This is a genomic window from Nonomuraea sp. ZG12, from assembly GCF_052068115.1.
Classification (GTDB): Bacteria; Actinomycetota; Actinomycetes; order Streptosporangiales; family Streptosporangiaceae; genus Nonomuraea.
This window is the reverse complement of sequence record NZ_JBQHCW010000045.1, coordinates 14,898-40,427: the sequence shown is the minus strand read 5'-3', so window position 1 is coordinate 40,427 and position 25,530 is coordinate 14,898. Positions and strand designations below refer to the sequence as shown.

At 66.7% G+C, this 25,530-nt stretch carries 14 protein-coding genes and 1 tRNA gene; 10 read left to right on the top strand and 5 right to left on the bottom strand.

Translation table 11 applies throughout. From position 1 onward, the window contains the following. Positions 1–871 precede the first annotated feature (871 nt). The 3 genes from ACTMTF_RS47670 to ACTMTF_RS47660 form a co-directional block, all read right to left on the bottom strand. Entirely contained in the window at positions 872–1,312 is a 441-nt protein-coding gene (locus ACTMTF_RS47670) for a hypothetical protein (protein WP_441116715.1), read from the bottom strand. A 1,139-nt stretch (positions 1,313–2,451) separates the two neighbouring features. Continuing rightward, on the bottom strand, positions 2,452–3,120 hold the full coding sequence (locus ACTMTF_RS47665) for a DUF4241 domain-containing protein (RefSeq protein ID WP_441116714.1): 669 nt from the start codon (positions 3,118–3,120) through the stop codon (positions 2,452–2,454). A gap of 106 nt (positions 3,121–3,226) precedes the next feature. Beyond that, entirely contained in the window at positions 3,227–11,575 is an 8,349-nt protein-coding gene (locus ACTMTF_RS47660; RefSeq protein WP_441116713.1) for a DNRLRE domain-containing protein, read from the bottom strand. A 1,810-nt stretch (positions 11,576–13,385) separates the two neighbouring features. On the opposite strand from ACTMTF_RS47660, the gene ACTMTF_RS47655 reads away from it, so the two are divergent. From ACTMTF_RS47655 to ACTMTF_RS47635, 5 genes are all read left to right on the top strand, one after another. Continuing rightward, complete coding sequence (locus ACTMTF_RS47655) at positions 13,386–14,255, top strand: DNA methyltransferase (RefSeq protein WP_441116712.1); 870 nt, start codon at positions 13,386–13,388, stop codon at positions 14,253–14,255. 157 nt (positions 14,256–14,412) lie between these two features. Continuing rightward, the gene (locus ACTMTF_RS47650; RefSeq protein WP_441116711.1) at positions 14,413–15,105 is read left to right on the top strand and encodes a TRM11 family SAM-dependent methyltransferase; all 693 of its coding nucleotides are present in this window, start codon (positions 14,413–14,415) and stop codon (positions 15,103–15,105) included. Positions 15,106–15,334: 229 nt separating this feature from the next. After that, positions 15,335–15,484 (top strand): hypothetical protein, encoded by a 150-nt coding sequence (locus ACTMTF_RS47645; RefSeq protein WP_441116710.1) that lies wholly within the window; start codon positions 15,335–15,337, stop codon positions 15,482–15,484. Next, positions 15,481–16,665 (top strand): recombinase family protein, encoded by a 1,185-nt coding sequence (locus ACTMTF_RS47640; RefSeq protein WP_441116709.1) that lies wholly within the window; start codon positions 15,481–15,483, stop codon positions 16,663–16,665. The genes ACTMTF_RS47645 and ACTMTF_RS47640 overlap by 4 nt, the downstream gene beginning before the upstream one ends. Before the next feature lie 61 nt (positions 16,666–16,726). After that, positions 16,727–17,140 carry a hypothetical protein gene (locus tag ACTMTF_RS47635; RefSeq protein WP_441116708.1) on the top strand — a complete coding sequence of 138 codons (414 nt, stop codon included), beginning with the start codon at positions 16,727–16,729 and terminating at the stop codon, positions 17,138–17,140. Here ACTMTF_RS47635 and ACTMTF_RS47630 read toward each other — a convergent pair. Continuing rightward, a tRNA-Leu gene (locus tag ACTMTF_RS47630) sits at positions 17,122–17,207 on the bottom strand. The two genes, ACTMTF_RS47635 and ACTMTF_RS47630, sit on opposite strands and share 19 nt — an antisense overlap. Positions 17,208–17,546: 339 nt before the next feature. Between ACTMTF_RS47630 and ACTMTF_RS47625 the strand changes: the two genes are divergently transcribed. Together ACTMTF_RS47625 and ACTMTF_RS47620 are read left to right on the top strand one after the other, a co-directional pair. Beyond that, positions 17,547–18,131 carry a hypothetical protein gene (locus tag ACTMTF_RS47625; protein WP_441116707.1) on the top strand — a complete coding sequence of 195 codons (585 nt, stop codon included), beginning with the start codon at positions 17,547–17,549 and terminating at the stop codon, positions 18,129–18,131. Positions 18,132–18,383: 252 nt separating this feature from the next. Beyond that, positions 18,384–20,312: a chaplin family protein gene (locus ACTMTF_RS47620; RefSeq protein ID WP_441116706.1), complete on the top strand. Its 1,929-nt coding sequence runs from the start codon at positions 18,384–18,386 to the stop codon at positions 20,310–20,312. 195 nt (positions 20,313–20,507) lie between these two features. On the opposite strand, the gene ACTMTF_RS47615 is transcribed toward ACTMTF_RS47620, so the two are convergent. After that, positions 20,508–20,693: a DUF5703 family protein gene (locus ACTMTF_RS47615; protein ID WP_441116705.1), complete on the bottom strand. Its 186-nt coding sequence runs from the start codon at positions 20,691–20,693 to the stop codon at positions 20,508–20,510. 201 nt (positions 20,694–20,894) lie between these two features. Here ACTMTF_RS47615 and topA point away from each other — a divergent pair, with 201 nt between their 5' ends. From topA to ACTMTF_RS47600, 3 genes are all read left to right on the top strand, one after another. After that, on the top strand, positions 20,895–23,582 hold the full coding sequence (gene topA / locus ACTMTF_RS47610) for a type I DNA topoisomerase (protein ID WP_441116704.1): 2,688 nt from the start codon (positions 20,895–20,897) through the stop codon (positions 23,580–23,582). 55 nt (positions 23,583–23,637) lie between these two features. Further along, positions 23,638–24,849 (top strand): metallophosphoesterase, encoded by a 1,212-nt coding sequence (locus ACTMTF_RS47605; protein ID WP_441116703.1) that lies wholly within the window; start codon positions 23,638–23,640, stop codon positions 24,847–24,849. Positions 24,850–24,916: 67 nt separating this feature from the next. Then, positions 24,917–25,459 (top strand): helix-turn-helix domain-containing protein, encoded by a 543-nt coding sequence (locus ACTMTF_RS47600; protein WP_441116702.1) that lies wholly within the window; start codon positions 24,917–24,919, stop codon positions 25,457–25,459. Positions 25,460–25,530: the final 71 nt, after the last annotated feature.

The following is a 25,530-nucleotide window of genomic DNA, read 5'->3' as shown; positions in this document are numbered from 1 at the left end:
GGGAGGGTAGGGGGACGGACGTGCCATGACTCGATCCTCTCAAGGAATCAAGTCTCCATCAGACCCGGCGCGGTTCACACCAAGGGAAGAAGCGCAGACACCATGAACCGGCCATCCACGCTCCATCGGCCGTCTGACTAGGAGCGAGAGGTGGGCCCGAAGGCGCGCTCAAAGATCACGTCAAGCATGCCAACCCGTGGCTGACCTGCTTGTGAAGCACTTGACCGAGCGAGTCGTCAAAGATCTGTCAACCCATCGCGTCGCGCTTGATGATGACGACGCCAGCAGGGTTGACGACGTGACGATCGGCCACATCCGACCAAGCAACTCTAGGGTGAGTACAACACGCTCAACTTCGCCGCTGGTCCCAGTGGGGCCTGCCCGAGCGGTTCGCCAGGCGGCTGCGCGGATGACTCCGGGTCGGCGAACTGCTCACGCTGGGCTGTGTCGACCCAGAGACGGTCAGGCGACCGAGACTGTCGGGGGCGATCCGGGCATGGCGGTGGTAAGAAGATCAAGGGGCGGTAGCGGCAGGCCATGGTCGACACGCTCGGGTTCCTGCTGTGCGTGATCGTCACCGCCGCCTCCGTCCAGGACCGTGACGGTGCGCACCCGCTACTGGCCCTGCCGGGGGAGCGGTTGGCCTGACCAGCGACCTGGCAGGCCGGCCGCTCCATGGCTGCCGGAGACCCATCACATCTGCCGACCTTGTGCAGCCCCGACCGGCGGCAAAGCCTTAGAACTCCTGGTGCCCAGCCCTTGGAGGACATGGGAAGGGGCAGGACTGGCCGCCATCCTTGCGAGAACTCTCTCCGTCGAGGAATTGGACCCAAAATGACCACGAAGAATCAAGTCGTGGATCCAGGCTCAGTCACATTTCAGCTCGTGGATCCAGGCCCATTTTCTCAAGCGTTCCCGGGTAATGCTCGGTGAGCATTTCAAGGAGAGCCCTGCGCGTGACGGGTCTGCAGAACTGCAGTGCCTTCAGCAAGATCTCGCGACTCTCGAGGAACTGTTCATAAACCTCGAAGTACAGCGCATTATCCACGTATCCATTCGAGCTCTTGGCGAGGCCCTCGATGAACTCGAAACAGGCATCCAATTCCCGGTCGACCGGTTCATCCCTCAGTTTGGGCAAGAGAATCGGACGCACGAAGGCCATGGAGAGGAAATCAAACAGATCCGTCTCCTTATCCGGCCATGCCTCGAAGTTCGATCGATGCGCCTCCGGGACCTCCCGGAGAATGTCGGCAGCATGCGGGACCGTCCTGAGATAGACCTGAACGATGGATGCAAATTCGATCTTCTCCAACTAAAATCTCCACTCAAGCATTTCCATTAGGGTCTATAGAGGCCGATGCAGACAGGCCCTTCCTCTAAATTGCCGTTTCTGCGACCGCAACACCCCACGTCCTGGAAATAAGTTGAAGGTGCGGCGTGGTGCCTGCATCAGGCTGGCGACGTAGCCGCCGCGGCATGTAGCCGGGGGCTTGTGCGGCGTTGAACAACCCACCGACGAAACCAAATGCCTTGTATCCACCACGCAGTTTCACTGGCCCTCCGACCGGTCGCGGAGCCGCCTTGGGGTGGACCTGCTCGAAAGACTGACCTGTGAGGCCCGACATGGCCGGGGAATTCACGACGTTCGCTCGATTCGTCGTGATGGCTTTTAGGGTCTCTGCGTTGGACTGTACGTGAGCGAGCGTTTACTGCTCCTGTCACGTCTACTGCGTTGAGCGCGTTCCACAGGCCGGTGGCCTCTTTCATGGCGATCTTGAGATTTCGACACCCGAAAGATCAACAGGAGTCGCTCTCTTTTGTACTCCTCCTGGCCAAACACTCAACGTCGCCATACCGCATCAGAAGCCGGCACCGCCGGGGCCCTGTGGACGAAACTAGTTAGTCGGTACCATGCAACGGCCCAAACTTCGAGGACGAACGCGAATCACCGTCGTCCTCATGCCACTGGCAATGTGTTGCAGCCACGAAGTCGGGCCGCCCGTTGATGAGAAATATCTTTCCATGTTTCGGAAGAGTGAAGCCGAATGCCTCTGATCTGGGATCGCTTGGAGAAGAGATCTCTTCGATCGTAAGCTGCCTATATTCAGCATTGATCCGCATCTGCTCGACATTGCTGAAAAGCATCGTCGAAGGAGTCGATCGCGGCGAAGGCCAAGCGCAAGGCCGAACGGCGACGCAGCCAGTGCGAACGGTCGAAGGAACGCAAGCCCGGCGGGCAGCCGGGACATCGCGGAGCGGGGCTGGAACCCGCACTCGGAGACGGCATCGATGGCACCCGAAGCGCCGATCCTCCCGCCGAATGCTCCGACTGCGGTGCTGATCTGGGCGTTCACGGGGTGGCGGCGGGCCGTACCTGTCCGGTCCGACTCAGCGAAGATGACCGCCCGCTGAGTCATCGAGGTCAACTATCACGCTCGGCGAATCCGCGAACTACCGAGGCAGGACGCCTTCGCTATGCGATAGCAATTCTAGGTCGGTTGCAAAGCACGCTATTTGTCCATTTGACGTTCGCCCTATCCAGGTCGGATAGAAGCCATCCCCCATTCCGCAGTCAAAAAGGATAACATTCAAGCCGGAATCAGGATCAACCAGCTCAGCAAAACAATTTCGCATTACCAAATCGCGTGCACCGTCCAGTTTAGCGTAATCTTCTTGAGTTCGCTTCAAAAATTCCATTGCAGCGAGATCCAAATAGCATCCCTGTCCGCTATCTACCGAAAACCCGAAAAATGCATCTTCGGCTAGAAGCGTGGGATCCTGCCCAGGACACAAGGCCGGTTCCCATGAAGAAACAAGCTCTTCTTTGATCACTATTTTGGCCGCAGCCGCCCTCGGGCGTACCGGATGTGGACTTTCGTCGTAATTCACTATCGACAACATGACGTTATATTCTCCTGCGGGAATCTTTTCGGCGAACGCCTGAGAGTCGTCGATCTCGCTTTCCACTCTTATGTCGTTGTCACGCACGACAATGCGACCAGTAGAAAGTCGCAGCTTGCCTGCGTTGCGTACGGAAATACGCAGAGTCTCTCCATTGGGCCAGCGGTATCGCGCATCGTCGCGAAACATATTTTCGAAATCGGCAGCTTGGATGCCCATCGATCTGCTCCCTCGGATCACAGAAACTTCTGCCCAACTATAGCACCCCCGCCCCCTTTGTGCTAGGTGTGGGTGGCGAGGGCGGGGGTGCTATAGCGAGGGAACACTAAGGATTGTTGTGAATCACAAACATGCGATTCCCGCTACGACTGGAAACGTACATCCACATGCGTGCGGGGAGATACCTGCCACGCGATCCAGAATGGTCCGGGATAACAGCGTAGAAAACTCTTTCTCCAGCATCGAGTCGACGGCCAACTTCACGTTCGACCCCGCGCATTTTCTGCTGATTCGCGTCCGCATAAAGCACGGTCATGTTACGTGGATCAGTGTTGCTTCCACCGAACTCGCGAGCGATCAGATGCGACCGGTCTACGCCGGTGTACAGGCTGAATCCTGCGGGTGTCACCCGCGACGAATTGTCTAGCATTGCTGGCCGGCCTTGCAGACACGCTATGGCGCCAGTGGGCTGTCCGCCGGTGTGAGGAGATCTCCGGTCGAGTTCGAAATATTGGATCTCGCTTGGCGCATATTGATCTGCATCGCTACAGCGCCTGCCGTCTTCCTCCAGATTATTTCTGAGCTTATCCATGTCTATTTGCTCATCTTGCGGCGTGTCGCCAGAGAGCATTAGGAGTAAACTAAGAACGCCTGCAAGGCGAAGTCCTGGCGAAATACTATTAGTTGGTGTTTGAACGCCCTTAGTCTGCAGACCGATGCCTATTGGCCCTGTGACGAGCCCGAGATCAGCATCTTCGACCCTGGGCGTTTCGCCGGTTTTGCGAGAATTTCTCTTTGCGGCATCTTCCTGCAATCCCCGATAGCCGCCGTTCCTGCCGTTGGCGTAATCATCGGGAATGTGGCCGTCTAGCTCGATGCCGGTGATGGGGTTGCCGCCGGTGAAGGCGTAGCGGTTGCTGGTCCAGGGGTCGGTGCCGAGGCTCAGGTCGTCGAGGGCGCCGTTGTAGGTGTCGCGGAGGAGGAAGCGGTTGAGGCCGGGGTTGTAGTCGCGGAACCCCATGTCGTACATGCCGGTGGAGTTGTCCCAGCGCTTGCTGTTGAAGCGGTAGGGGTTGTACTCCTCCTTCGCGGTCGGATCGACGGGTTCCGGCTTGTCGACGCCGGTGAAGAGTTTGTCGTCGTTGCTGCCGTAGGCGGTGTAGCCGTAGGTGGCGCGGGTGTCACCGGTCTCCGAGGTGATCTGTTCGACATCGGTGTGCGGGTTGTAGCCGTAGTAGGACGACTCCTCGCGGTTGTCGTCGGTGAATTTCACCTGTGCCAGGCGTTCGCCCCACGGGCTGTATTGGAAGGACTTGGTGAGCTGGCCGGCCACCTCTTCGTCCAGGACTTCGGCTGAGAGGCCGAGGTAGGAGTAGGTGGTGGTTTTGGCGTTGGCGGTGCCTTCCTTCTCCGTCTTCGACGTCGTCCGGTCGAGCGGGTCGTAGCTGTAGGTGGTGACGGTGCCGGTGACCCCATCCCCGCCGAGCTTCTCGTGGCGGGTGACGTGGTCGAAGCCGTCGTAGGTGTACTTCTCCTGGGTTTTGCCGCCGCCCTGGATGGTGCGCAGCCGGCCGTAGGGGTCGTAGGTGTAGGTGGAGGTGGCTCCGGCGGTGACCGAGGTCATGAGGCGGTTGCGGTCGAAGGTGAAGGTGGTCTGCTTGCCGAGGACTTCTTGTTCCCAGACGTTGCTGTTGGCGTCGTGGGAGTAGGTGTCGGTCTCCGCTGCGCCGCCGCCGACCGGTGTCTTCACCGACGTGGTGATGCGGTCACGGGGGTCGTAGGTGTAGGCGTAGTCGTGTTCCAGGTAGGCGCCGGGGCTGTCGGCGTTCTGGATCTTGGCGTGGTCACGGGCGCGGTGCAGGTTGCCCTGGTAGCCGAGGGTGTGTTCGGCCACGACCGTGGCGTTGGGCTTTTTCTCGATCGAGTGGCGCAGGACGCCGGACAGGAAGTAGTCGTAGTCGACGGTGTTGCCGTTGGCCTTGGTCTCGGTGAGGCGTTCGGCGCGGGGGGTGTAGGTGTAGCCGGTGGTCTTCGGCGCGGTGTCGGTGGCGTTCTTCTTGTTGACCACCTCGTCGACCAGGTCACGGATGTCGTAGCGGTAGGTGGCCAGGGTCTTGTCGTGGGTGCGCTGGGTGACGGCGCTGTTTTCGTTGTAGACGTAGCCGGTGGTGTTCTTCAGCGCGCCGTTGAGCTTCTCCTGGATCTGGTCGATCTGGTTGAGGTTGGTGTAGGCGATGTCCCACAGGTCGATCTTGGCGGTGGGTGAGCTATCGGTGATCTGGGTGAGGTTGGCGTTGGGGTCGTAGGTGTAGGCGAAGTCCTTGGCCTCGGTGTCGGTCTCGCCGGAGTTGTCGCGCACCAGCTTGACCGCGTCGGCCACGACGCTGCCGTTGGCGTCGTCGGTCAGTGTGACCGAGTGGGCGGTGCTGGCGGTGAAGGCGAAGGTGCCGAGTTCGACCCAGTCGCCCGCGTTCTGGCTCTGGTCGATCGTGGCTTGGGCGGTGCCGCCGTCGTGGTTGATCGTGTAGGTGGCGTCGGTGGCGGTGGCGCCGGGCGGGTATTGGGCGTGCACGGTGTAGCTGCCCGCGGCCGGGGTGGTCAGGTTCCAGGTGAAGGTGGATGAGCCGGTGCCGGCGGGCGCGGTGGCGTAGTCGTAGCCGACGAACCCCTCGGTGGCCGTCACCGTGGCCTGCGGGCCGACGATGTTGGATGACGGGGTGCCGCCCGAGGTGGTGGTCCAGGAACCGACCGCGGTCACCTGACCGGTGTCGGAGTTGTCGCCCAGCACCACGTCGAGGCCGAGCGGGACGCCGTCGTCGGAGTGGGTCTTGAGCTTGCCGTCGGGGTAGTACGTCCAGTCCAGGGCACGCTGCGACGAGCCGCCCGCCGAGGTGACGGTGCGGTTGGTCTGCAGACCGAGCTGGTTGTAGTCGTAGGTGGTCTTGATGTCCCATGCGTCGGTGGTCGTCTTGTTCCAGCCGTTGTCCCAGTAGGACATGGTGGAGACGTTGCGGACGCTCTGGCCGTGCGAGGGCGGGTGCGAGATCTCCTTCAGCCGGGAGACCGCGTCGTAGGCGTACAAGACGCTGTCGGGGGTGTTGTAGACCGGGTCGTCCGGATCGAACGGGTAGATCTGCTCGACGGGCCGGTTGAGCTGGTCGTACTTGGTCTCGTTGATGAAGTCCGCGGGGTCGTCGGCGGTCTCCACGCCGCGCGGGGTGACGGTCTTGGTCTGGTTGCCGACCTGGTCGTACTCGAAACGGGTGGTGACGTACTTGATGACGCCGTCGGTCTCCGCATGCGGGACGCGCGTCTCGCTCACGTCGCCGCGCTGGTTGTAGACGGTGATCGCCTGGTTGCCCTCTTCGTCGGTCTGGCCGACGGGCAGTCCGTCCAGGTCGAAGGTGACGCTGGTGGCGTGGCCGGCCGCGTCGGTGACCTTGATGACCCGGTGGTTGCGGTCGGGGGTGTAGATCGCCGTGTGATCGGCTTCGGCCGTGGTGTTCTTGCGCGGGTCGATCACCTTGATGGTGTTGCCGACGTTGTCGTACGCGTAGGTGATCTTGTGCTGGTCGGCGTTGAGGACGTCGGTCAGCTGGTAGATCGGGTCGTAGACGTAGGTGGTGGTGAACTGGGCCGCATCGGCACCGGTCAGGTTGCCCTTGGGCTCGGTCTGGGTCTTGAGGTTGCCGGCCAGGTCCCAGGTGAAGGTGGCCTTGCGCGCGTCGCCGCTCTCGCTGTCCTTGGGCAGGTTCGACTCGAGTAACTGGTCGGCCTGGTCGTAGACGGCGGTGGAGATGGCGCCGTTCGGGGCGGTCGCCTTGGTGATGTTGTCGTTGCGGTCGTAGACCGGCGCCGGGGTGACGATGTGGACCGCCGGAGAGGCGTCCTGGTCCTTGGGGACCTTCGACTCCAACGGGCGCTTGAACAGGTCGTAGGTCTGGGTGGTGGTCTTGCCGAGGGCGTCGGTGACCGACAGCACGTTGCCGCGCACGTCGTAGGCGGTGGTGGTGGCGTTGCTGTACGCGTCGGTGATCGTCTCCGGGTAGCCGGAGGGGTGGTAGTCGCCGAACGTGGTGGGGTTGCCGTTGGCGTCGGTGGCCGTGGTCAGCTGGCCGAGCGGGTCGTAGGCGTAGGAAGTGGTGTAGTCGCCGGTGGCCGGCGATTGCACGCCGAGCGGGTCGGTGACCGTGGTGAGGTTGCCGTTGGCGTCGTAGCCGAAGGCCCACTTGCGGCCTTCCGGTGAGGTCTTCTCCACCAGGTCGGCGACGTGGCCGTTGAGGAAGCTCTGGTAGGCCAGCACGGTGGGTGCGGTGCCGTTGTGGTTGGCCTCGGCGTCCTTCAGCTCCAGCGGATAGCCGGTCTTGGGATCGTAGCTCCAGGTCGCGAACGCGCCGTTGGCCTCGGTCAGTTTGACCACGTTGTGGTCGTCGGGGTCCCACTCCAGCGCGGTGGTCTCGTTCTTGGCATTGGTGATCGAGGTCGGCCGGCCGTAGGCGTCCAGCACGTACGCGCTCTGGTGGGTCAGCGGGTCGGTGACGGTGGCGTGGATGACCCCACCGGCAGGGCCGTCCGGGTCGACGTAGTCGAAGCGGGTCACCCCGTCGAGCCGGTCGGTGAGGGTCTCGATCTTCCACTTGTCCTTGGGGTCGACCGGCGCCTCGTAGTAGGCCAGGTCGCTGGTGTTGCCGCGCGGATCGGTGACGGCGACGAGCTTGACGTTCTTGGCGCCCTGGGTGGCGTCGTAGCGGAAACCGAACGTCTTGGCGCCGTCGTCGCCTTCGCCGTCGACCATCTTGGCCATCAGGCCCTTGTCGGTGTAGGCGAAGGTCACCGTGCGGCCGGCGATGTCGGTGATCGACTCGACGTTGTCGATGATGTGCGGGTTGGTCAGCTTGGTGTCGGTGACCGGCTGCCAGGTCTCGTCGTCGATGTAGGTGTAGTCCTGGCCCTTGGCGTAGTAGTCCAAGGTCAGCGTCTTACGGCCGGCGGCGTCGGTGATGTACTGCAGGAACTTGGTCGGCTTGTTGGCCGAGCGGCGGCGTTCGTAGGTGAACGACATGGTGTTGCCGTTCTTGTCGACGATCGCCGACTGGAAGCCCTCGCCGTCGAAGAAGAACTGGGTGCGGTCCGGCTTGGTGAACACCCAGCGCCGTTGCTCGGCCAGGTCGCGCTGCTCGGACGGGAAGGAGGACGGGTCGACCTGCTGCAGGTACAGGTGCACGCCACGCGGATGCGTGTACGCACAGGTGTCGTAGTCACACGCCTGCGGATCCTGACCTTCGGGCAGGGTCCACACATGGGTGGTGCCGTCCCCGTCGGTCAGTCGCACCTGGGAGGGCCATTCCTGGCCGGGAGGGTGGAACTGCAGTTGCGAGCCGAGCTTGGCCAGCGTGGAGGTCTGCAGGCTCCAGCCGTAACCGAGTGAGGCGGTGGAGGTGTCGAGGCTGTTGTACGTCATCCGGGCGAACGTCTGCGCGCCCCGGGAGGGGTTGGAAAAGGCGTTGTAGCCCCAGACGACGTTGCCGGCGTACAGGTTCGTCAGCGCGGTCGTCCCGGCGCCGGTGTTCTTGCCGGTGTAGGAGTAGAACTTCTCCAGCCCGAGCAGGTCGGAGGTGGGCGAGTGGACGCGGATCTGCTGCGGCAGTTGCGGCAGGTGATGGGTGGCCGACTTCCAGTTGTTGGTGAGCGTGTCCTGCACGTCCCACACCAACTGGACGCCCTCGATCTTGTTCGTGCCGTCGCCGCTGACGTCGGGGGCCTTGACGTCGGCGTTCACCGGAGCCGACTCGCCCGGTGCCAGGTCGTAGGGCAGCGGGGTCTTGAGCTGGTTGGCGGCGGTGGAGATGTCGGTGCCGTCGGGCAGTTTCCAGTGGTAGCCGACCACGGTGGAGGCCGCCGGCCAGGTGTGGTCGGTGGTGTTGGTGACGGTCAGCGGGATCTGCCGGACGGCGCCTGAGTCCATCCGCTCCGGGGTGCCGGGCACGTACCAGGCCGAAGCACCCGCGTTCTGCTCGGCGTAGACGACCCGCAGCCGTGGCCGCAGCACCGGCTCGTCCGCCTCGCCGGACAGGAAGGACACCGACTGCTTGGCCGTACCGGCCTCGCCGGCGACCTTGACCAGCAGGCCCTTGTTCGCGGCCGGGTCGGCCACCCATGCCTTGGCCGCGTCTGTCACCGTCCAGCGGCGCCAGCCTGGCGTGGCGTCGATTCCCGGCACGCTGGCGAGCACCGCCGCGTCGACGTCGCCGCCCGGACTGGTCCAGGGTGTGTTCCAGGTCGCCGTCTCGTCGAAGCCGCCGGTCAGCCGGTGGGCGTCGAAGCTTGCGCCGGTGCCGGTGGAGTTCGCCGCCCACAGCGACAGGGTGGTCTCGCTGATCCGCGCGTCGGCGGGGATCTGCGCGGCGAAGTCGTCGAACGTCACCGCGGCGCGGGTGTTGCCGAGCGCGGTGGTGGTGTTGCCCACCTGCAGCCGCTTCTGCCCGGCCACCTCATCGTGGCCGGTGGCGGGCTCACCGGAGGACAGCGTGGTGTCCGCGCCGCCGTACAGGGTCTTGGCGACCTGCCCAGGTCGCGGCAGCACCACCGTCAGCTCCTGCGACGGCGAGCGCTGCCCGTTCTTCAGCACCGCCTCCACCCAGTAGGTCGCCTCGTGGATGTAGGACGGGTCGGCGACCGCGTCGGTCGCGCCGCCGCTGGAGGTGTCCACATACTCGGTGACATCCGCCGGCAGCGCGGTCACCAGGGAGTCGGAACTGGTGGAGTGGCCGTCACCCAGCTGGCACCCGGACGGGCAGTAGCGATACAGCTCGTAGCCGGCCAGGTCGTCGGAGGCGTCCTCCGGGGTCGGGTCCGCGTAAGCCGTCCACGACAGCGCCGCGCCCACCGAGGTGGTGGAGGTGACCGGCTTCAGCGTCACGCTCGGCGTGCCGTACGTGACCACCAGGCGAGGATGGTTGACTGTCTCGCCGAACATGCCGTCGCCGCCGTAGGCGTTCTCGGCGGCCGCTTCGTAGACCGGGCCGCCGACCGGAGCCGTCGTCGCCTCGTCGGCTGCCTTCAACATCAGGCCGTAGGTCCAGAACGACTGGGACAGCCAACTCTGCACCACGTTGGTGACGTTGAAGGAGTGCCAGCGCGACAGCTCACCCGGCTGCCGGGTCACGGCGGCGGCCGCGGTGGGGTCGAACGTCGGCTGATCCCTCCAGGTCACAGTGGACGCGCCCCACTCGGAGGTGATCTCGTGCGCGCCCACCGTCACCGGGCCGGTCTCCCCCAGCGCCTGGTCGAAGTAGACCTCCAGCCGGGCGTCGTCGACCAGGACGTTCTCGTCCGGTAGCGCGTCCACCACCTGAATGTTGATCAGTGAACGGTTGATCGCGCCGGCGCTGGTCTTACCCACCGGCAGTTGCCAAGCGTCGTTGTAGTTGGCGGTCCTGGCCGCTGAGCTGACGTAGGTGTCCTCGGCACCGGCCCAGCCCGGCTGCAGCGCGATCGTGGGATCGATCACCACCGGCCACTTGCGCTCGCCCGCCGCCAGCCAGGCGGCGTCGGGCTTGAGCGTGATCGTCGCCTCGCCGCCCTGCTGGGTGACCTCTTGGGTGACCGCGTCGGAGTAGCGCTTGCCGTAGGGGGAGGCCGGATCGTTCTCGGCGTCGAACATGAACGGCTTCGGGATGGTGAACGCCGCGGTGCCGTCCTCACCCACGAACGCGATCGACCCGTCCGCCCGGGTCTCGGCCCGCAATCCACCCGTCTTGACGGTGAACGCCAATGACGTGCCCGCCGTCGGCGGTTCGGTCAGGACCAGATACTCCTTCACCCCTTCCGAGGTGACCTGGTAGATCAGGTCCGTGCCGTCCCACACCCCCCGGTAGGTGACCGTGGAGCCGTTCACCGCCGGCGTCAGCTGCCGCCCCTCACCGGCCACGCCCAAGGTGAGTTGTCGCTCACCGGCCTTGACCCGCAGCAGCTTGTCGGACTTGTCGCCGAACCGGGTGCCGTAGCCAGCCTTGTCGTTACCGTGGACGAACCCGTCCTCCGACAGCCCCTCGATGCGGGTGTCGATCGGCTGCCAATCACCTTCGCCGTCCCGGTAGTGCAACGGCCGGGCCGACACCTCGGCCTGCGACCGCCCGTCCTCCAACTCGTACACCCTGCTGAAGCGGGACCGTTCACCGGTCAGTTCCTTGACCCGCTCACCCGGCGGTGCGGCGACCTTCCGCTCCGGCGCGGTCGTGGTGGCGCTGCGGCCCGGCAGCGAGATCTCGCCCTTGGCCGGGCGTATCTCGCCCTTGGGCTGCTCGGCGAACCAGCCCGCCACCGTGCCGCTCAGCCACGAAGAGAACCGGGCGGCCACCCCCGGCTCGGCGGAGGTCGGAAGCGTCGTCTGGGCCGCTACCGGAGGCGGCGGAGCGAGCGCTACCAGGACAACGAACGCGGACAGGGCCGCCACGTAACGCCGCCACCGTCCGTGACGATGGCGGCGGGGCGATAAGGGTTCGGAACTCTGATCGGGGGGCGACTGCGCCATGACGGGCACTCCACTCCGCACGGCCGACGAGCGGCCGTACATAAAGAGGACCTAAATAGATCCGCAGAGCAAAACACCCGAATCAGGCCACACAACGACATAACCGGTCAATGATCACCCAAGGTGACGATCGTGATATCCGAACACTCGACCGATCACCCCAGGACAGCGGCCCCCGGCTGCGAAGATCCACCCCATCCGCCACGATCGACCTGACCCATCGTCAACGTGACCGTCCGTAAACAGTGCAGGTCGAGATCGACTGGGCGCCATCGAGGCCGGAACGTGACTCACAGCTAACTCACAGCAAAACGGCCAGCCCCAGCATGGCCGCGAAATACCTCTCTACCTGCACAAAGCCGACGAACACCCAGGTGCGCCCAAGAGATCACACGAACAGACGAACCGGAGGACAGCCATCTGCATCGACCCAACGGGCCCACACCGCCATCCGACGGAACCGCGTCAGCCCTCTTGACGACATGCCACCTCCCATGTCTAGATCAATTCGGCTCATCTGAAGATCCCGGAGGCTGTACTTGGCGCTGACCCGCCACTCACCGTTGTGACCCCCCGCGACCCATCACCCCACGACCGACCCACCCCCCGTGCCCGAGCCTTCGGAATCGCCACCGTCCTGGCCGGCCTCATGCACCTGGTCCTCGCCGCCATCCTGCTCGGCATACCCAGCAGTACTCCCACCCTGGACCCGTTCGACACCCCCGACAGCGACGCCACCACCCCGCCTGCCGCCGCCCAGCCCGCATCCGCTCTGGGCCAGGACCGCACCACCTCCGTGCCCACAGCCTCCGTCCCCACGGCTCGCACCTCCCCCGTCACCGTCACGCCGCACCCGAGCATCCGGCCCACGCCCGGACGAACCACCGAACCCGCCCCCGCCAGAACCCGCCACCCCACACGCACCCCATCGCCCTCGCACGCCCAGACGACGACAGCCCCCACCCGACGACCGGCCGGCGGGCCTGCCACGCGGGAAACGTCGCCTGCCACGAAACGCGCCACGACCCCGCCCACAGCCGACGACCCGCCGGTCACCTCCAAGCACACCCCTCCAGGGCAAACCCGGAAACCTGCAGGCCAAGCCGCCGACAAGACACCTCCCGGCCAGACGAACCAACCACCCGGCCAGGCCGCCGACAAGACCCACGGGCCGAAGGACGAACCAGTCGCCAAGGCTGGCCATCGTGCTGAAAAACTCGACGGCTCCAACAACGCCCCGCATGGGAACAACGCCGCACCAATGCGGTGAAATGGCACCACCTGGTACAGCTGCAACCAGCCAGCCTGGATCAAGAGACGCTGATCGCATCAGCAAGTCCCGTGGCTCAATCTGTGGTGGTTGCTGATGGGATTAGCTCTGCCGAAGGTTCCAGTCGGGCGCGAGGATGGAGTGCACGACGAGGGGCGGATCCTGATATGGGACGTTCCCCTTACTGACTACAGTCAGTCCAGCACCGTGCCTCTGCCTGGCCATCGTGTCCATCTGCAGTACCGGGCCGCCATGGTCGCTGAGCAGTCGAACTCCGCTCAGCAAGCACGTGGCCCGGCACTGTGGTGCGTAGACAACTCTACGACCGGAGGACGGTGAAACTGCGGCTGAGCAAGGGCCTTAACTAAGCCACGACGCCACAGAATACGGCAGTTTCCAATCAGCGCCGGTCAGCTGGTGTTTCAGTGCATGGGAACGGGTGACCGTCGCGGGTCACCGTAGATGAGTAAGAACGAAGGTTCGCGTCCAAAGGGATCGCAGACTGCTGAGAGGCGGTTGGTGCCGCTCTCGGTGTGGTTGTGTTCCGACACCATGCCTGGAAGGTCCAACGCCAAGGACAATCCGCGCGCGATCGATGCGGTATGTGGGCGTCATCGCCAGGCCGTTGGGCGGGAGCTGGCGCGGCATTTGATCGGTGCCTGCACTCGTCCGGGTGGGGTCGTCGCGGACGTCTTCACGACGAGTGAGACGGTGCTCGTCGCGGCGGCGGAGATGGGGCGGCTGGGGATCGGGTGTGTTCCGCGTCTGCCGGTCGCCCAGCACCTTGTCGGCCGTCTGCGGCGGGAGCTTACGGCGGAGCAGCGGGCGGCGGTGAGAATGCGCCCGCATGGGCCGCATGAGCTTCGGGAGGCGCTGCTCGGACTTGAGGGCCGGGTTGAGCTGTTGATCGCGGCGCTTCCGCCGTACCCGGAATTCGGACAGCCGATCGGCTCGGCTGGAGTCTCCTGCCCCGCGTGTCGGACCGAGCAGCCGACGCTCGGAGCGCCACAGCTGGGCCGGTTCCTGGAGGATGCGCGGCATGTTCTCGCGCCGGGTGGTCACTTGGCTGTGATCACGACGGCCCGGTACGAGCGGGGCAGGCTGGTGGATCTCGCGCCGGGGATCATCCGGCGCGCGTCGCGGGCCGGGCTTACCTACCTTCAGCACGTCATCGCGCTGCGTGTCCCGGTCGAAGGTGATGCCCTCGTGGTTCAGCCTGGGCCGGCAGAGCTGGCGCAGCTTCGCCGTGCTCAGGCTGCGGAGCTGCCGCCGGTGGTGTCGGTGCACGCGGACGTCTGCCTGTTCGCCCGCACCGTCGGAGGCGTCCGATGAACGAGAACGTTCTGTCGTCGGTGCTGTTCACCGGTCAGTTGCAGTCTCGGGTTCAGCGGCGTGGCCGGTATGTGGCGGAGTCGATGCGGCATCCGGGCAAGATGCTCCCGTCGATCGCCGCTCAGGTGATCTCCGCGTTCACTGCGCCGGCGAGCTGGTGGTGGATCCGATGTGCGGGATCGGGACCACCTTGGTGGAGGCGGTGCATCTGGGGCGGGAAGCGGTGGGGATGGAGTATGAGGCGGATTTCGCCGGTCTCACTGCGGCGAACATCCAGTACGCCCGCTCTCGTGGGGCGACGGGGAGTGCTCGGGTGACCTGTGGGGACGCGCGGAACATCGCGGCGGTGTTCTCAGGTTTGCGGGGCGAGGCCGCGCTTGTGCTGACTTCCCCGCCCTATGGGGCGCACACGCATGGGCATGTCCGCTCCGGTAGCCGGGACGGTGGCGGGCCGGTCGAGAAGTGGAATCACCGTTACTCCGCCGACAAGGGCAATCTCGCTCATCGGCGGTTGCCCGAGTTGATGGAGGGGTTCGGGCGGATCCTGTCCGGGTGCGGTGAACTGCTGCGTCCAGGTGGTGTGGTTGCGATCACCGTTCGGCCGATTCGGGTCGACGGGCAGCTCGTCGACCTTCCTGGTCAGGTCATGGCGACGGCTGAGGAGGCTGGTCTGGTGCTCGCCCACCGTCTGGTGGCGTTGCTGTGCGGGCTGCGCGATGGCGGGTTGGTGAATCGGGCGTCGTTCTTCCAGATGTTGGAGGCCTGGCGGAGCCAGGAGAAGGGACTGGCGGTGTGTGCCGCGGCTCACGAGGATCTGCTCATTCTACGGAAGCGGGGTGGCCAGGCTTGAGGGTCGCAATACCTGTTAGTACGACGACGCAGGGATGGAACTGCTCCTCGTTTTCCACAGGCTGTGTACAGCTGTGTGCGGCTGGACGGCCAGGAGGCCGTGTCCAGAGCGTGGTTGACATCGGTTGTCGAGTCGAGCGGTCATGTAGGACCGCCGGGGGTGGGTGGGCCCGTAGGGCCCGGCCCGGTCGCCGGTGGGCGTGGGGACTCGTTCCGAGCCGGAGCGAGTCGTGAGCGGCGCAGGTGGCGGGCTGCGGTTGGTCGTGCCGGGGGAGGAGCTGCGGCTCACCCCCGGCGCGGCCGGTGCGCTGCTGCGGATCCTGCTCAAGGCCGTCGCCCGCGCCAAGCAGCCACAGACCGCGAAGGAGCAGGAAAGATGACGATCAGGTTCGGCTTCTACGGCCGGGTGTCGACCGAGGACAACCAGGACCCGGAGGCCTCACGGGCTTGGCAGTTGCATCGGGCGCGAGCGCTGATCGAGTCGCGGGGCGGGGAGGTCGTCGCGGAGTTCTTCGACGTCGACAAGTCCCGCTCGATTCCCTGGCAGCTCCGGCCGCACGCGGCGGCGCTGATCGAGGAGCTGAAGGATCCGGAGCGGGGCTTCGACGCGGTGGTGATCGGTGAGCCGCAGCGGGCGTTCTACGGCAACCAGTACAGCCTGACGTTCCCGTTGTTCGAGCACTTCGGGGTGCCGCTGTGGGTGCCCGAGGTCGGCGGGCCGATCGATCCGGTGAACGAGGCCCACGACATGATCATGGGCGTGTTCGGCGGGCTGTCGAAGGGCGAGCGGAACCGCATCAAGATCAGGGTACGTGCCGCCATGGCGGCGATCACCGCGACCGAGGGAAGGTTCCTCGGCGGGCGTCCCCCGTACGGCTACAGCCTCCAAGACGCCGGTCCGCACCCGAACCCCGGCAAGGCGGCCGACGGGCGGAGACTGCGGCGGCTCGTGGCCGACCCGGTCACCTCACGGGTGGTGCGGTGGATCTACAGCGAGTTCCTCAAGGGACGCGGCTACCTGGACATCGCCGAAGACCTGACGCTACAGGGCATCTTGTCGCCGTCGGCCAGCGATCCCGGCCGGAACAAGCACCGCGATCAGCGGGCATGGTCGAAGTACGCGGTCCGGGTCATCCTCACCAACCCGCGCTACACCGGCCACCAGGTGTGGAACAAGCAGCGCAAAGACGAGATCCTCCTGGACATCGAGAACGTCGCGCTGGGCACCACGACCAAACAGCGATGGAACACCAAGGACCAGTGGATCTGGTCGGAACATCCCGTCCACGACGCGATCGTGAGCGTCGAGGAGTACCAGCGAGTCCAGGAGATTCTCGCCACGCGTGCCCGAGGCCAGTTCAGCCAGCGCCCCCACCCCACACGGCGTCCGTACGCCTTCCGGGGAGTGCTGTTCTGCGGGTACTGCGAGCGCCGGATGCAGGGCAACTGGAACAACCATCAGGCCCTACTACCGGTGCCGTTTCCCCGCCCAGTACGCCATCGTCAACGAGCCCGACCATCCCAAGGTCGTTTACCTTCGGGAGTCGGAGATTCTGGATGAGGTCGATGGCTGGCTGGGTACCGCGTTCGGCCCGGAGAGGTTGGAACACACGATCGCGGCGATGGCCGAGCAGGCGATCGACCCGAACGAGGCGGCCGTGATCGACCTGCGCAAACGACTGTCGGAGTGTGACCGCAAGCTCAGCCAATATCGCTCCGCGCTCGACGCGGGAGGCGACCCGATCGAGATCTCCTCGTGGATCAACGAGACGAAGAGCGAACGCGCCCGCTTGGAGGGGGAGCTGAAGGCGGTTCCGGCTGCCCAGCGCATCAGCGTTGAGGAGATCAGATCGATGATCGAGGAGGTCGGCGACTTGGTTCGCCTGGTCTCGGAAGCGGACCCGGATGACAAGGCCGACCTCTACACCCGGCTCGGGCTGAAGCTCACGTACTACCCAGAAAAGCAATATGTGGAGGCCCGGATTACTCCGGAACCCCCACATGTGCGAGCGGTGTGTGTCCGAGGGGGGACTTGAACCCCCATGCCCCGTAAAGGGCACTAGCACCTCAAGCTAGCGCGTCTGCCTATTCCGCCACCCGGACGTGGTGCCTGCACGCGAGACCGTCATCTCGCGTCGGCTCCGTAAGGTTAGCAAACTCTGGGGGGTGCGTCATACCGGGAATCTGGAGAGGCGCCCTGGAGCCGGCCGGGAGGCGATTCGGCCGTGAAAACTGTCCTCGATGCGGGCGTGTCATGGGGTGGACGGGCAGGTCGGGGCGATAAGGGACGGTTTGTGGCGGGTGGACTTGACCGGTCACTGGATCTCAGTCGAAAAGGCTTTGCGGCAACCATGGGTGCTGCTACGGTTACTTTCCGTTGAGGGGTGAGTCCAACGGACCGGCCTCACGATGTGAGGTCGGTCCAGGAGCTCAGGAGGTCACGTGGCACGCACGTCGGTGCAGCAAGTGGGGGACATGTCCCTCGCTGCGCGACGCGTGCCCGCGACGATCTCGGCGGACGGTTCGATCACCTGCCGGGCTGACCGGATGGCGCGGTTCGCGGCCGGCGCCCGTCGGGTCATCGTGCGAGCGGCCGCGGCCGGCGTTCTGCTGGCTGCTGGTTGGTTGCTCGCCGTTGCGTTCGGGATGCTCTTCGCCGCTCCGGCGGCCGCGGACACCACCGCGGCGACAGGAGTCGGCACCCCTCAGCCGGCCACCGGCATCTCGCCGGTGAGCGGGATGACCTCGGCGTCGGATGACGCCGGGGCGATGGCGGGGCTGACGGTCGACGGGCTCACGAGCCAGTCCGACCCTGGCCTGCCAGCACCTTCCACCGCCGACAACATTCTGGACACCGATGGTCTGGTGCCCAATGGCGGTGGCAACGGCCCCTTCGGGCCGCATGTGGGCGATGTCGCGCGGTCTGATTTCGACCCGCGGCTAGAGGCTCGGCACGTCCCCTGGGCGTTCGAGCTCCCCCCTGTCGTCCGCACAGCGGCGGACGACCCCTCCTTCTCACCTGACTGATCCCCACCACAGGTCCCGGCTTTCGACTGCCGGCGGCGGAGCGCGGCCTGACTGCCCCTCCGCCAGTGGGTGACACGTCAATCACTGGTTCGCCAATCCGAGGTCTCCGCTGTGCGCGGTGCGCCAACGACCTCGCACGGCCTCGGCTGCCCGCGAACTGTCAGGTATTCCCCCAAATCATCAGTAGGAGCATCCATCATGCGTACGTGGGCGAAGGCTTCGGCCCCTGCGGCTCTGCTCGCGGTTGCAGTCATGTCTTTCGGCGGCGGCACCGCGCTCGCCGACACCTCCGGTGACGGTTCCATCGGCGGCGGCAACCAAGTCAACCTTCCCATCTCCCTGCCGATCGACATCAGCGGCAACTCCGTCGCCGCGGTCGGCGAGTCCACCGCCTCCTCCCGGGGTGGCGCGTCGGTGGTCGACACCGGCAGGGGCGGCATCCCCAACGAGACCTCCGGCAACCACAGCGTGCTGGGCGGCAACCAGGTCAACGCGCCGATCAGCGCGCCGATCAACGCCTGTGGCAACGCGGTCTCGCTGGTGGGCAGCTCCGACGCCGGGTGCACGGGCGGCGCCACCGTGCGTAAGTCCGGCAAGGGCGGCTCGGGCGGAAACCGTACCTCTGGCGACCACAGCGTGCTGGGCGGCAACCAGGTCACCGCGCCGATCAGTGCGCCGATCAACGCCTGCGGCAATGCGGTGGCGATCTTCGGTGACGCGACGGCGGGCTGCAAGGGCGGCTCATCGGTCCGCGACACCGGGCCCGGCGCGGGCGGTAACAGGACCTCCGGCAGGAGCTCGGTGCTCGGCGGCAACCAGGTGATCGCGCCGATCAGCGCGCCGATCAACATCTGCGGCAACTCCGTGGCGGCCTTCGGGCAGGCGTTCTCCGGGTGCAAGGGCGGCTCGACCGTCACCAACGGCGGCGGGCACGGCCACCACCACGGCTACCAGAGCGCGCGCCACCACCAGGGCTCGACCGGCAACGACACCGACGGCCGCTTCGGCGCGGGCAGCGGCAACCAGGTCATCGCCCCGATCAGCCTGCCCATCACCGCCTGCGGCAACGCGGTGGGCAACGCTCAGGCCGGATGCGCCGGCGGCGCGTCGGTGCACAACTCCAAGAGCGGCTCCGGCGCGGGCGGCAACAGGACCTCCGGCCGGTCCGGCGTGCTGGCGGGCAACCAGGTGGTGGCCCCGGTCACCGCGCCGGTCAACGTCTGCGGCAACGCCGTCGCGCTGTTCGGCGAGGCGTTCGCCGGCTGCAAGGGCGGCGCCTCGGTGAAGAACGGCGGCAAGGGGGCCGGTGGCAACACCACCTCGGGCCGTTCGGGTGTCGGCTCGGGCAACCAGGTCGTGGCCCCGATCACCGCTCCGGTCAACGCCTGTGGCAACGCCGTCGCGGCGCTCGGCCTCGCCGAGGCCCACTGCAAGGGCGGCGCGGCCGTCTCACCCCACCACGGCGTGGGCGGGGGCGGCAACAGGACCTCCGGCCGGTCCGGCGTGCTGGCGGGCAACCAGGTGGTGGCCCCGATCACCGCGCCGATCAACGTCTGCGGCAACGCGGTGGCCGTCCTGGGTGACGCCGCCGCCGGGTGCCTCGGCGGGGCGCACGTCGGTCAGCCTCCGCACGACGGTGGCCACAACCCCTACGTGCGGCATGTGAGCAAGGTCTCCCCCGCCGGGACGGGCGGCACGCTGCCCGCACTGCCCGCCGTTCCGGCGCTGGGTGGGCTGCAGGAGGTCGGCACCATGGCCCAGCAGATGAGCGGCTCCGGTCTGCCGCCGCTGCCGGTGGTCGGTGACGTGGCCGGCCAGGCCGGTCTGCCGAAGCTGCCCGCGCTGCCTGGCCTGCCCGGCGAGCCGAAGGCCCCGCCGAGGGCCAAGAAGCCGTCAGGCGGCCCGTCCTTCACCAAGCCTGCCGGTGCCGCCTCCTCCGGGCCGGCGTCCGCGCTCGCTCCGGCCACCTCGCTGGTCGGCTCCACCCCGGTCGGCGGCGCGGTGAGCTCCGCGACGGGTGGCCTGCCCACCAGCGGCCTGGGCCTGATGAGCGCCGCTCAGCCCATGGGCGTCACCGGGATGAACACCGGCGCGTTGTTCGCGCTCGTCCTGGGGGGCATGCTGGCGGCCTCCGCGACGCTGTTCGCCACCACCCGCCGCTTCCGCCTCGGCCGGAAGTAACCGCACACGGCCACTGCCCGCCGCCAGCGGGCAGTGAGCGATAGACGCTTTGCCCGTTCCGGGGGCGCGGCCCGGAGCGGGCAAAGCCATGTCCGGACATCGGCGTGAGCGGGCCGAGCGGGCCGGGATACTGGCCCGGTAGGCCCAGTCGGGCTTCCGGGGACCGGCCCGAGTGGGCTGAGTAGGTCCTGGGCATCAAAGGGTGCTGCGGACACGCATGATCCGGCGGCGGAGGCGTACGCGACGGCTCCCGTCGGGGTACAGACGCACCCGCGAGAGTTCCCACTGGCCGTACTCCGCGTGTTCGGTCAGCAGCTGACGTGCTGCTTCGCGTGATAGCTCGCGCGGGATGAAGATATCCATGTAGGAGTAGTCGGGCACAACGATTAGTCTCCAGAGTTGAGTCAGGGCGCCATGCAGCTCGATGGGCTTATTCTGCGTGCTGGTGGGTGGACCTGGAAGCCAGTGGGTAGCCCCGGGGGAAGGAATTTTTCGCGAGTCGGGTTACCTTTCAGATCTGTGCCGGCTCCCGGCAGGGGGATTTTGCTAGCGAACAGCGAGGTAGGAAGCAGCGTGCCAGCCATGAACGGCAGCGCCGGCGGAACACGCCTGGTGATCGTCGAGTCGCCGGCCAAGGCGAAGACGATCGAGGGGTACCTCGGCGCCGGCTACATCGTCGAGTCCAGCATCGGTCATATCCGGGATCTTCCGGAGAAGGCCGACGACATCCCCGAGCGGTTCAAGGGGGAGCCGTGGGCGCGACTGGGCGTGAACGTCGAGCATGAATTCGAGCCGCTGTACGTGGTCAACCCCGACAAGCGGTCGCAGGTCGCCAAGCTGAAGCAGCTGCTCAAGGACGCCGACGAGGTCTATCTCGCCACTGACGAGGACCGCGAGGGCGAGGCCATCGCCTGGCACCTGCGTGAGGTGCTCAAGCCCAAGGTGCCGGTGCACCGCATGGTCTTCCACGAGATCACCCAGCAGGCCATCCGTGACGCGGTCGCCAACCCCCGCACGCTCAACCTGCGCCTGGTCGACGCCCAGGAGACCCGGCGCATCCTGGACCGGCTCTACGGCTACGAGGTCAGCCCGGTCCTGTGGAAGAAGGTCAAGCCGCGACTGTCGGCCGGTCGGGTGCAGTCGGTCGCGACCAGGCTGGTGGTGGAGCGTGAGCGGGAGCGGATGGCGTTCACCTCCGCCCACTACTGGGACCTGCAGGCGCTTTTCGACACCGGCAGGACCGAGGAGCGGCCGCGGGACTTCACCGCGAACCTCACCGGGGTCGACGGCCGGCGCGTTGCGCAGGGCCGCGACTTCGCCAGCAACGGGCAGCTGAAGAACGCCGACGTGCTCCACCTGTCGGAGGCCGCCGCCGGCGAGCTGGCCGGCCGGCTCCGGGAGTCGTCGTTCGCCGTCAAGTCCGTCGAACGCAAGCCGTACACCCGCAAGCCGTACGCGCCGTTCCGGACGACCACGTTGCAGCAGGAGGCCAGCCGCAAGCTGGGCTTCTCCGCGAAGTACACGATGCAGGTCGCGCAGCGCCTCTATGAGGAAGGCTTCATCACCTACATGCGCACCGACAGCATCACGCTGTCGGAGACGGCCATCGCGGCCGCGCGCTCTCAGGCGCTCAAGCTGTACGGCGCGGCGTACGTACCGGACAAGCCGCGTGTTTACACCAGCAAGGTGAAGAGTGCGCAGGAGGCGCACGAGGCGATCAGGCCGTCCGGCGAGGAGTTCCGTACGCCGGGGGAGACGGGGCTGAGCGGTGACCGGTTCCGGCTGTACGAGCTGATCTGGCAGCGGACCGTGTCGTCCCAGATGAAGGACGCCGTGGGCGAGTCGGTCACGGTCAAGGTGGGCGGCCGGTCGTCGGCCGGTGAGGACGTGGAGTTCAGCGCGTCGGGCCGGACGATCACCTTCCACGGCTTCCTGAAGGCGTACGTCGAGGGGGCCGACGATCCGTCGACCGATCGCGACGACGCCGAGAAGCGGCTGCCCAACCTGGCCGAGGGCGATCCGCTGACCGTGTCGCGGCTGGACGCGGCCGGGCACTCGACCAAGCCGCCGGCTCGTTACACCGAGGCGTCGCTGGTCAAGGAGCTGGAGGATCGGGAGATCGGCCGCCCGTCGACGTACGCGTCGATCATCGGCACGATCCTGGATCGCGGCTACGTGTTCAAGAAGGGCACGGCGCTGGTGCCGTCGTTCCTCGCCTTCGCCGTGGTCAATCTGCTGGAGCAGCATTTCGGCAACCTGGTCGACTACGACTTCACCGCCGACATGGAGAAGGTGCTCGACGACATCGCCAACGACCGGGCCGAGCGGGTGCCGGAGTTGCAGCGCTTCTACTACGGCGCCGACGGCGACGAGGGCCTCAAGGACATGGTCAGCGACCTCGGCGACATCGACGCCAAGGAGATCAGCTCCTTCGCGATCCGGGACAGCGACATCGTCATCCGGGTCGGCCGCTACGGCCCCTACCTGGACCGGGACGGCACCCGGGTGAACGTGCCCGAGGACACGACGCCCGACGAGCTGACCGCCGAGAAGGCCGAGGAGCTGTTCTCGCGGCAGACGGGCGATCGTGAGCTTGGCCACGACCCGGAGACCGGGCACATGATCGTGGCCAAGGACGGGCGGTTCGGGCCGTACGTGACGGAGATCCTTCCCGAGGAGGCGCCGCCCGCGGAGGGGGCACCGAAGAGGCGGACGAAGAAGGCCGAGGCCGTCAAGCCGCGGACGAGTTCGCTGTTCAAGACGATGTCGCTGGAGACCATCACGCTTGAGGACGCGCTGCGGCTGCTGTCCATCCCGCGCCCTGTGGGCGAGCTGGAGGGTGAGCCGGTGGTGGCGTACAACGGCAAGTTCGGCCCGTACCTGAAGAAGGGCACCGACTCGCGCTCGCTCGCCTCCGAGGAGGACCTGTTCACGGTCACGATCGAGCAGGCCAAGGAGCTGTTCGCGCAGCCGAAGCAGCGGGGCAGAGGCCGGGCCGCGGCCGCGCCGCCGCTGCGTGAGCTGGGCGACGACCCCAACTCTAAGAAGCCGGTCGTGGTCAAGGAAGGGCGGTTCGGGCCGTACGTCACCGATGGTGAGACCAACGCGTCGCTGCGCAAGGGCGACACGGTGGAGGAGATCACCATCGAGCGGGCGGCGGAGCTGCTGGCCGAGCGGCGTGAGCGGGCGCCCGCGCCCAAGAAGGCGACCGCGAGGAAGGCTCCGGCGAAGAAGGCGCCTGCCAGGAAGAAGCCCGCCGCCAAGTCCTGAGAGTCCTCTCAGGCAGGCGGGCGCGGCCCTTCTGCGCTGCTCGTAGCATGATGACGTGGCCTTTCTCGTGGTGGTCGTGAGTGTGGTCGTTGCGATCCACCTCTATCTGTGGCACCGGCTGGTCCGCGCCACCACGCGGCCGGGGAGGGTGCGCACCGGGCTGACGTTCGCGATGGCCGGGCTGTTCCTGCTGGTGCTGGGCACCTTCGGCGGGATGCGCCTGGAGTCGCTGTCCTGGCTGTCGTGGCCCGGTTACGCGTGGGTGGGGATCATGTTCTACCTGCTCGTGTTCCTCCTGCTGCTGGAGGTGCCGCGGGCGGTGGCCGGGCTGATCATGCGGCGGCGGGTGGCGCCCGTTCTGGCGGTGAAGGAGTTGGCCTCGGTCGGGGGCGCGCCCGACTCAAGGCCGGCAGCGCCTGCGCCGGTCGACGATCTGCTGAGCAGGCGGCTGTTCCTCGGCCGCGCCACGGCCGCCGTCGCGGGCGCGAGCGCGCTCGGCACGGTCGGGTACGGCGTGACGGTGGCGCTCGGTGACCCGGTGATCGAGCCGGTCAGGGTCACGTTGCCGGGGCTGGACTCCCGGCTCGGCGGGCTGCGTTTCGCCGTGGTGAGCGACATCCACCTGGGGCCGCTCACGGGCAGGGCGCACACCGAGCGGATCGTCCGCATGATCAACGGGCTCGAGGCGGACGTGGTGGCGATCGTCGGGGACCTGGTCGACGGCTCGGTCGAGAGCCTCGGCGCGCTGGCCAGGCCGCTGCGGGGGCTGGAGTCGCGGTACGGCTCCTACTTCGTCACGGGCAACCACGAGTACTACACGGCCAACGGTCCGGAGGAGTGGATCGAGGAGCTGGGCGAGCTCGGGGTCCGGTCGCTGCGCAACGAGCGGGTGGAGATCCGGCACCAGGGGGCCGTGCTCGACCTGGCCGGGGTCAACGACGTCAACGGCGCCGCCACGGGCGACGGCCCCGACTTCGCCGCCGCGCTGGGCGGGCGGGCGGAGGGCCGTACGACGGTCCTGCTCGCGCACCAGCCCGTGCAGGCGGTGGAGGCCGCTCGCCACGGCGTGGACCTGCAGCTGTCCGGTCACACGCACGGTGGTCAGATGGTGCCGTTCAACCTGGTGGTCCCGCTGCAGCAGCCGGTGGTGTCCGGGCTGGGCACGGTCGACGGGGTGCAGGTGTACGTCACGCGGGGGGCAGGGTTCTGGGGGCCGCCGATCCGGGTGGGAGCGCCGCCGGAGATCACTATGCTCGAACTCCGCTGACTTTCCGCACTTCGCCGCTCACACAGCGTCTCCGATGGCGTAGTATCTCAAGGGATACGCGGAGGTGATGATGGACTCTTTCCCGGTCGGTGGGGTGCCCGACGTCAGGTTCTGGGCGGAGCAGGGCGGGATGCTGCTCAAGCAGGCCCGGCACGCGGCGCGGATGCGGCAGAAGGAGCTCGCGGGGGTGAGCGGCACCTCACGCACCACGCTGTCGGCCTACGAGCACGGCCGCAAGTCGCCCACCCTCGAGACCGCCGGGCGCATCCTCGACGCGGCCGGCTTCCGGCTGGCGCTGGAGCCCAAGGAGGGGTTCTCCGCCGGTGTCGCCGACGACGGCCGGCCGTTCTCCGTCCCCGGCCACCTGCCGCGGCTGACCGTGGCCGAGGCGCTGGGCACGCTGCGGCTGGGCGGCCGGATCTACGATCTGGCCGATCGCGGGGAGCGCCGCGAGGCCTACTCCGCGCTGCTGTGCGAGGGCGGCCCGAGAGAGCTGCTCGACCATGTCGACGGGGTGCTGCTGGTGGAGCTCTGGGAGGAGCTGGAGCTGCCCGCCGCCGTCCGGACGGCCTGGGCGCCCCTGATCGAGCAAGCGCGCAGAGGGGGCTGACGGCAGCGTGGTTTCGACGATGGTCATTACGGGGGCCCATTCGCGCTGTGCCACCTGCGCGCGGGGCCATG

Coding starts and splice junctions, on each gene's coding strand:
- ACTMTF_RS47665 (WP_441116714.1), bottom strand. CDS start 3,120: ATGGGCATCCAAGCTGCCGATTTCGAAAATATGTTTCGCGACGATGCG.
- ACTMTF_RS47655 (WP_441116712.1), top strand. CDS start 13,386: ATGAGTAAGAACGAAGGTTCGCGTCCAAAGGGATCGCAGACTGCTGAG.
- ACTMTF_RS47640 (WP_441116709.1), top strand. CDS start 15,481: ATGACGATCAGGTTCGGCTTCTACGGCCGGGTGTCGACCGAGGACAAC.
- ACTMTF_RS47635 (WP_441116708.1), top strand. CDS start 16,727: ATGGCCGAGCAGGCGATCGACCCGAACGAGGCGGCCGTGATCGACCTG.
- ACTMTF_RS47620 (WP_441116706.1), top strand. CDS start 18,384: ATGTCTTTCGGCGGCGGCACCGCGCTCGCCGACACCTCCGGTGACGGT.
- topA (WP_441116704.1), top strand. CDS start 20,895: ATGAACGGCAGCGCCGGCGGAACACGCCTGGTGATCGTCGAGTCGCCG.
- ACTMTF_RS47600 (WP_441116702.1), top strand. CDS start 24,917: ATGATGGACTCTTTCCCGGTCGGTGGGGTGCCCGACGTCAGGTTCTGG.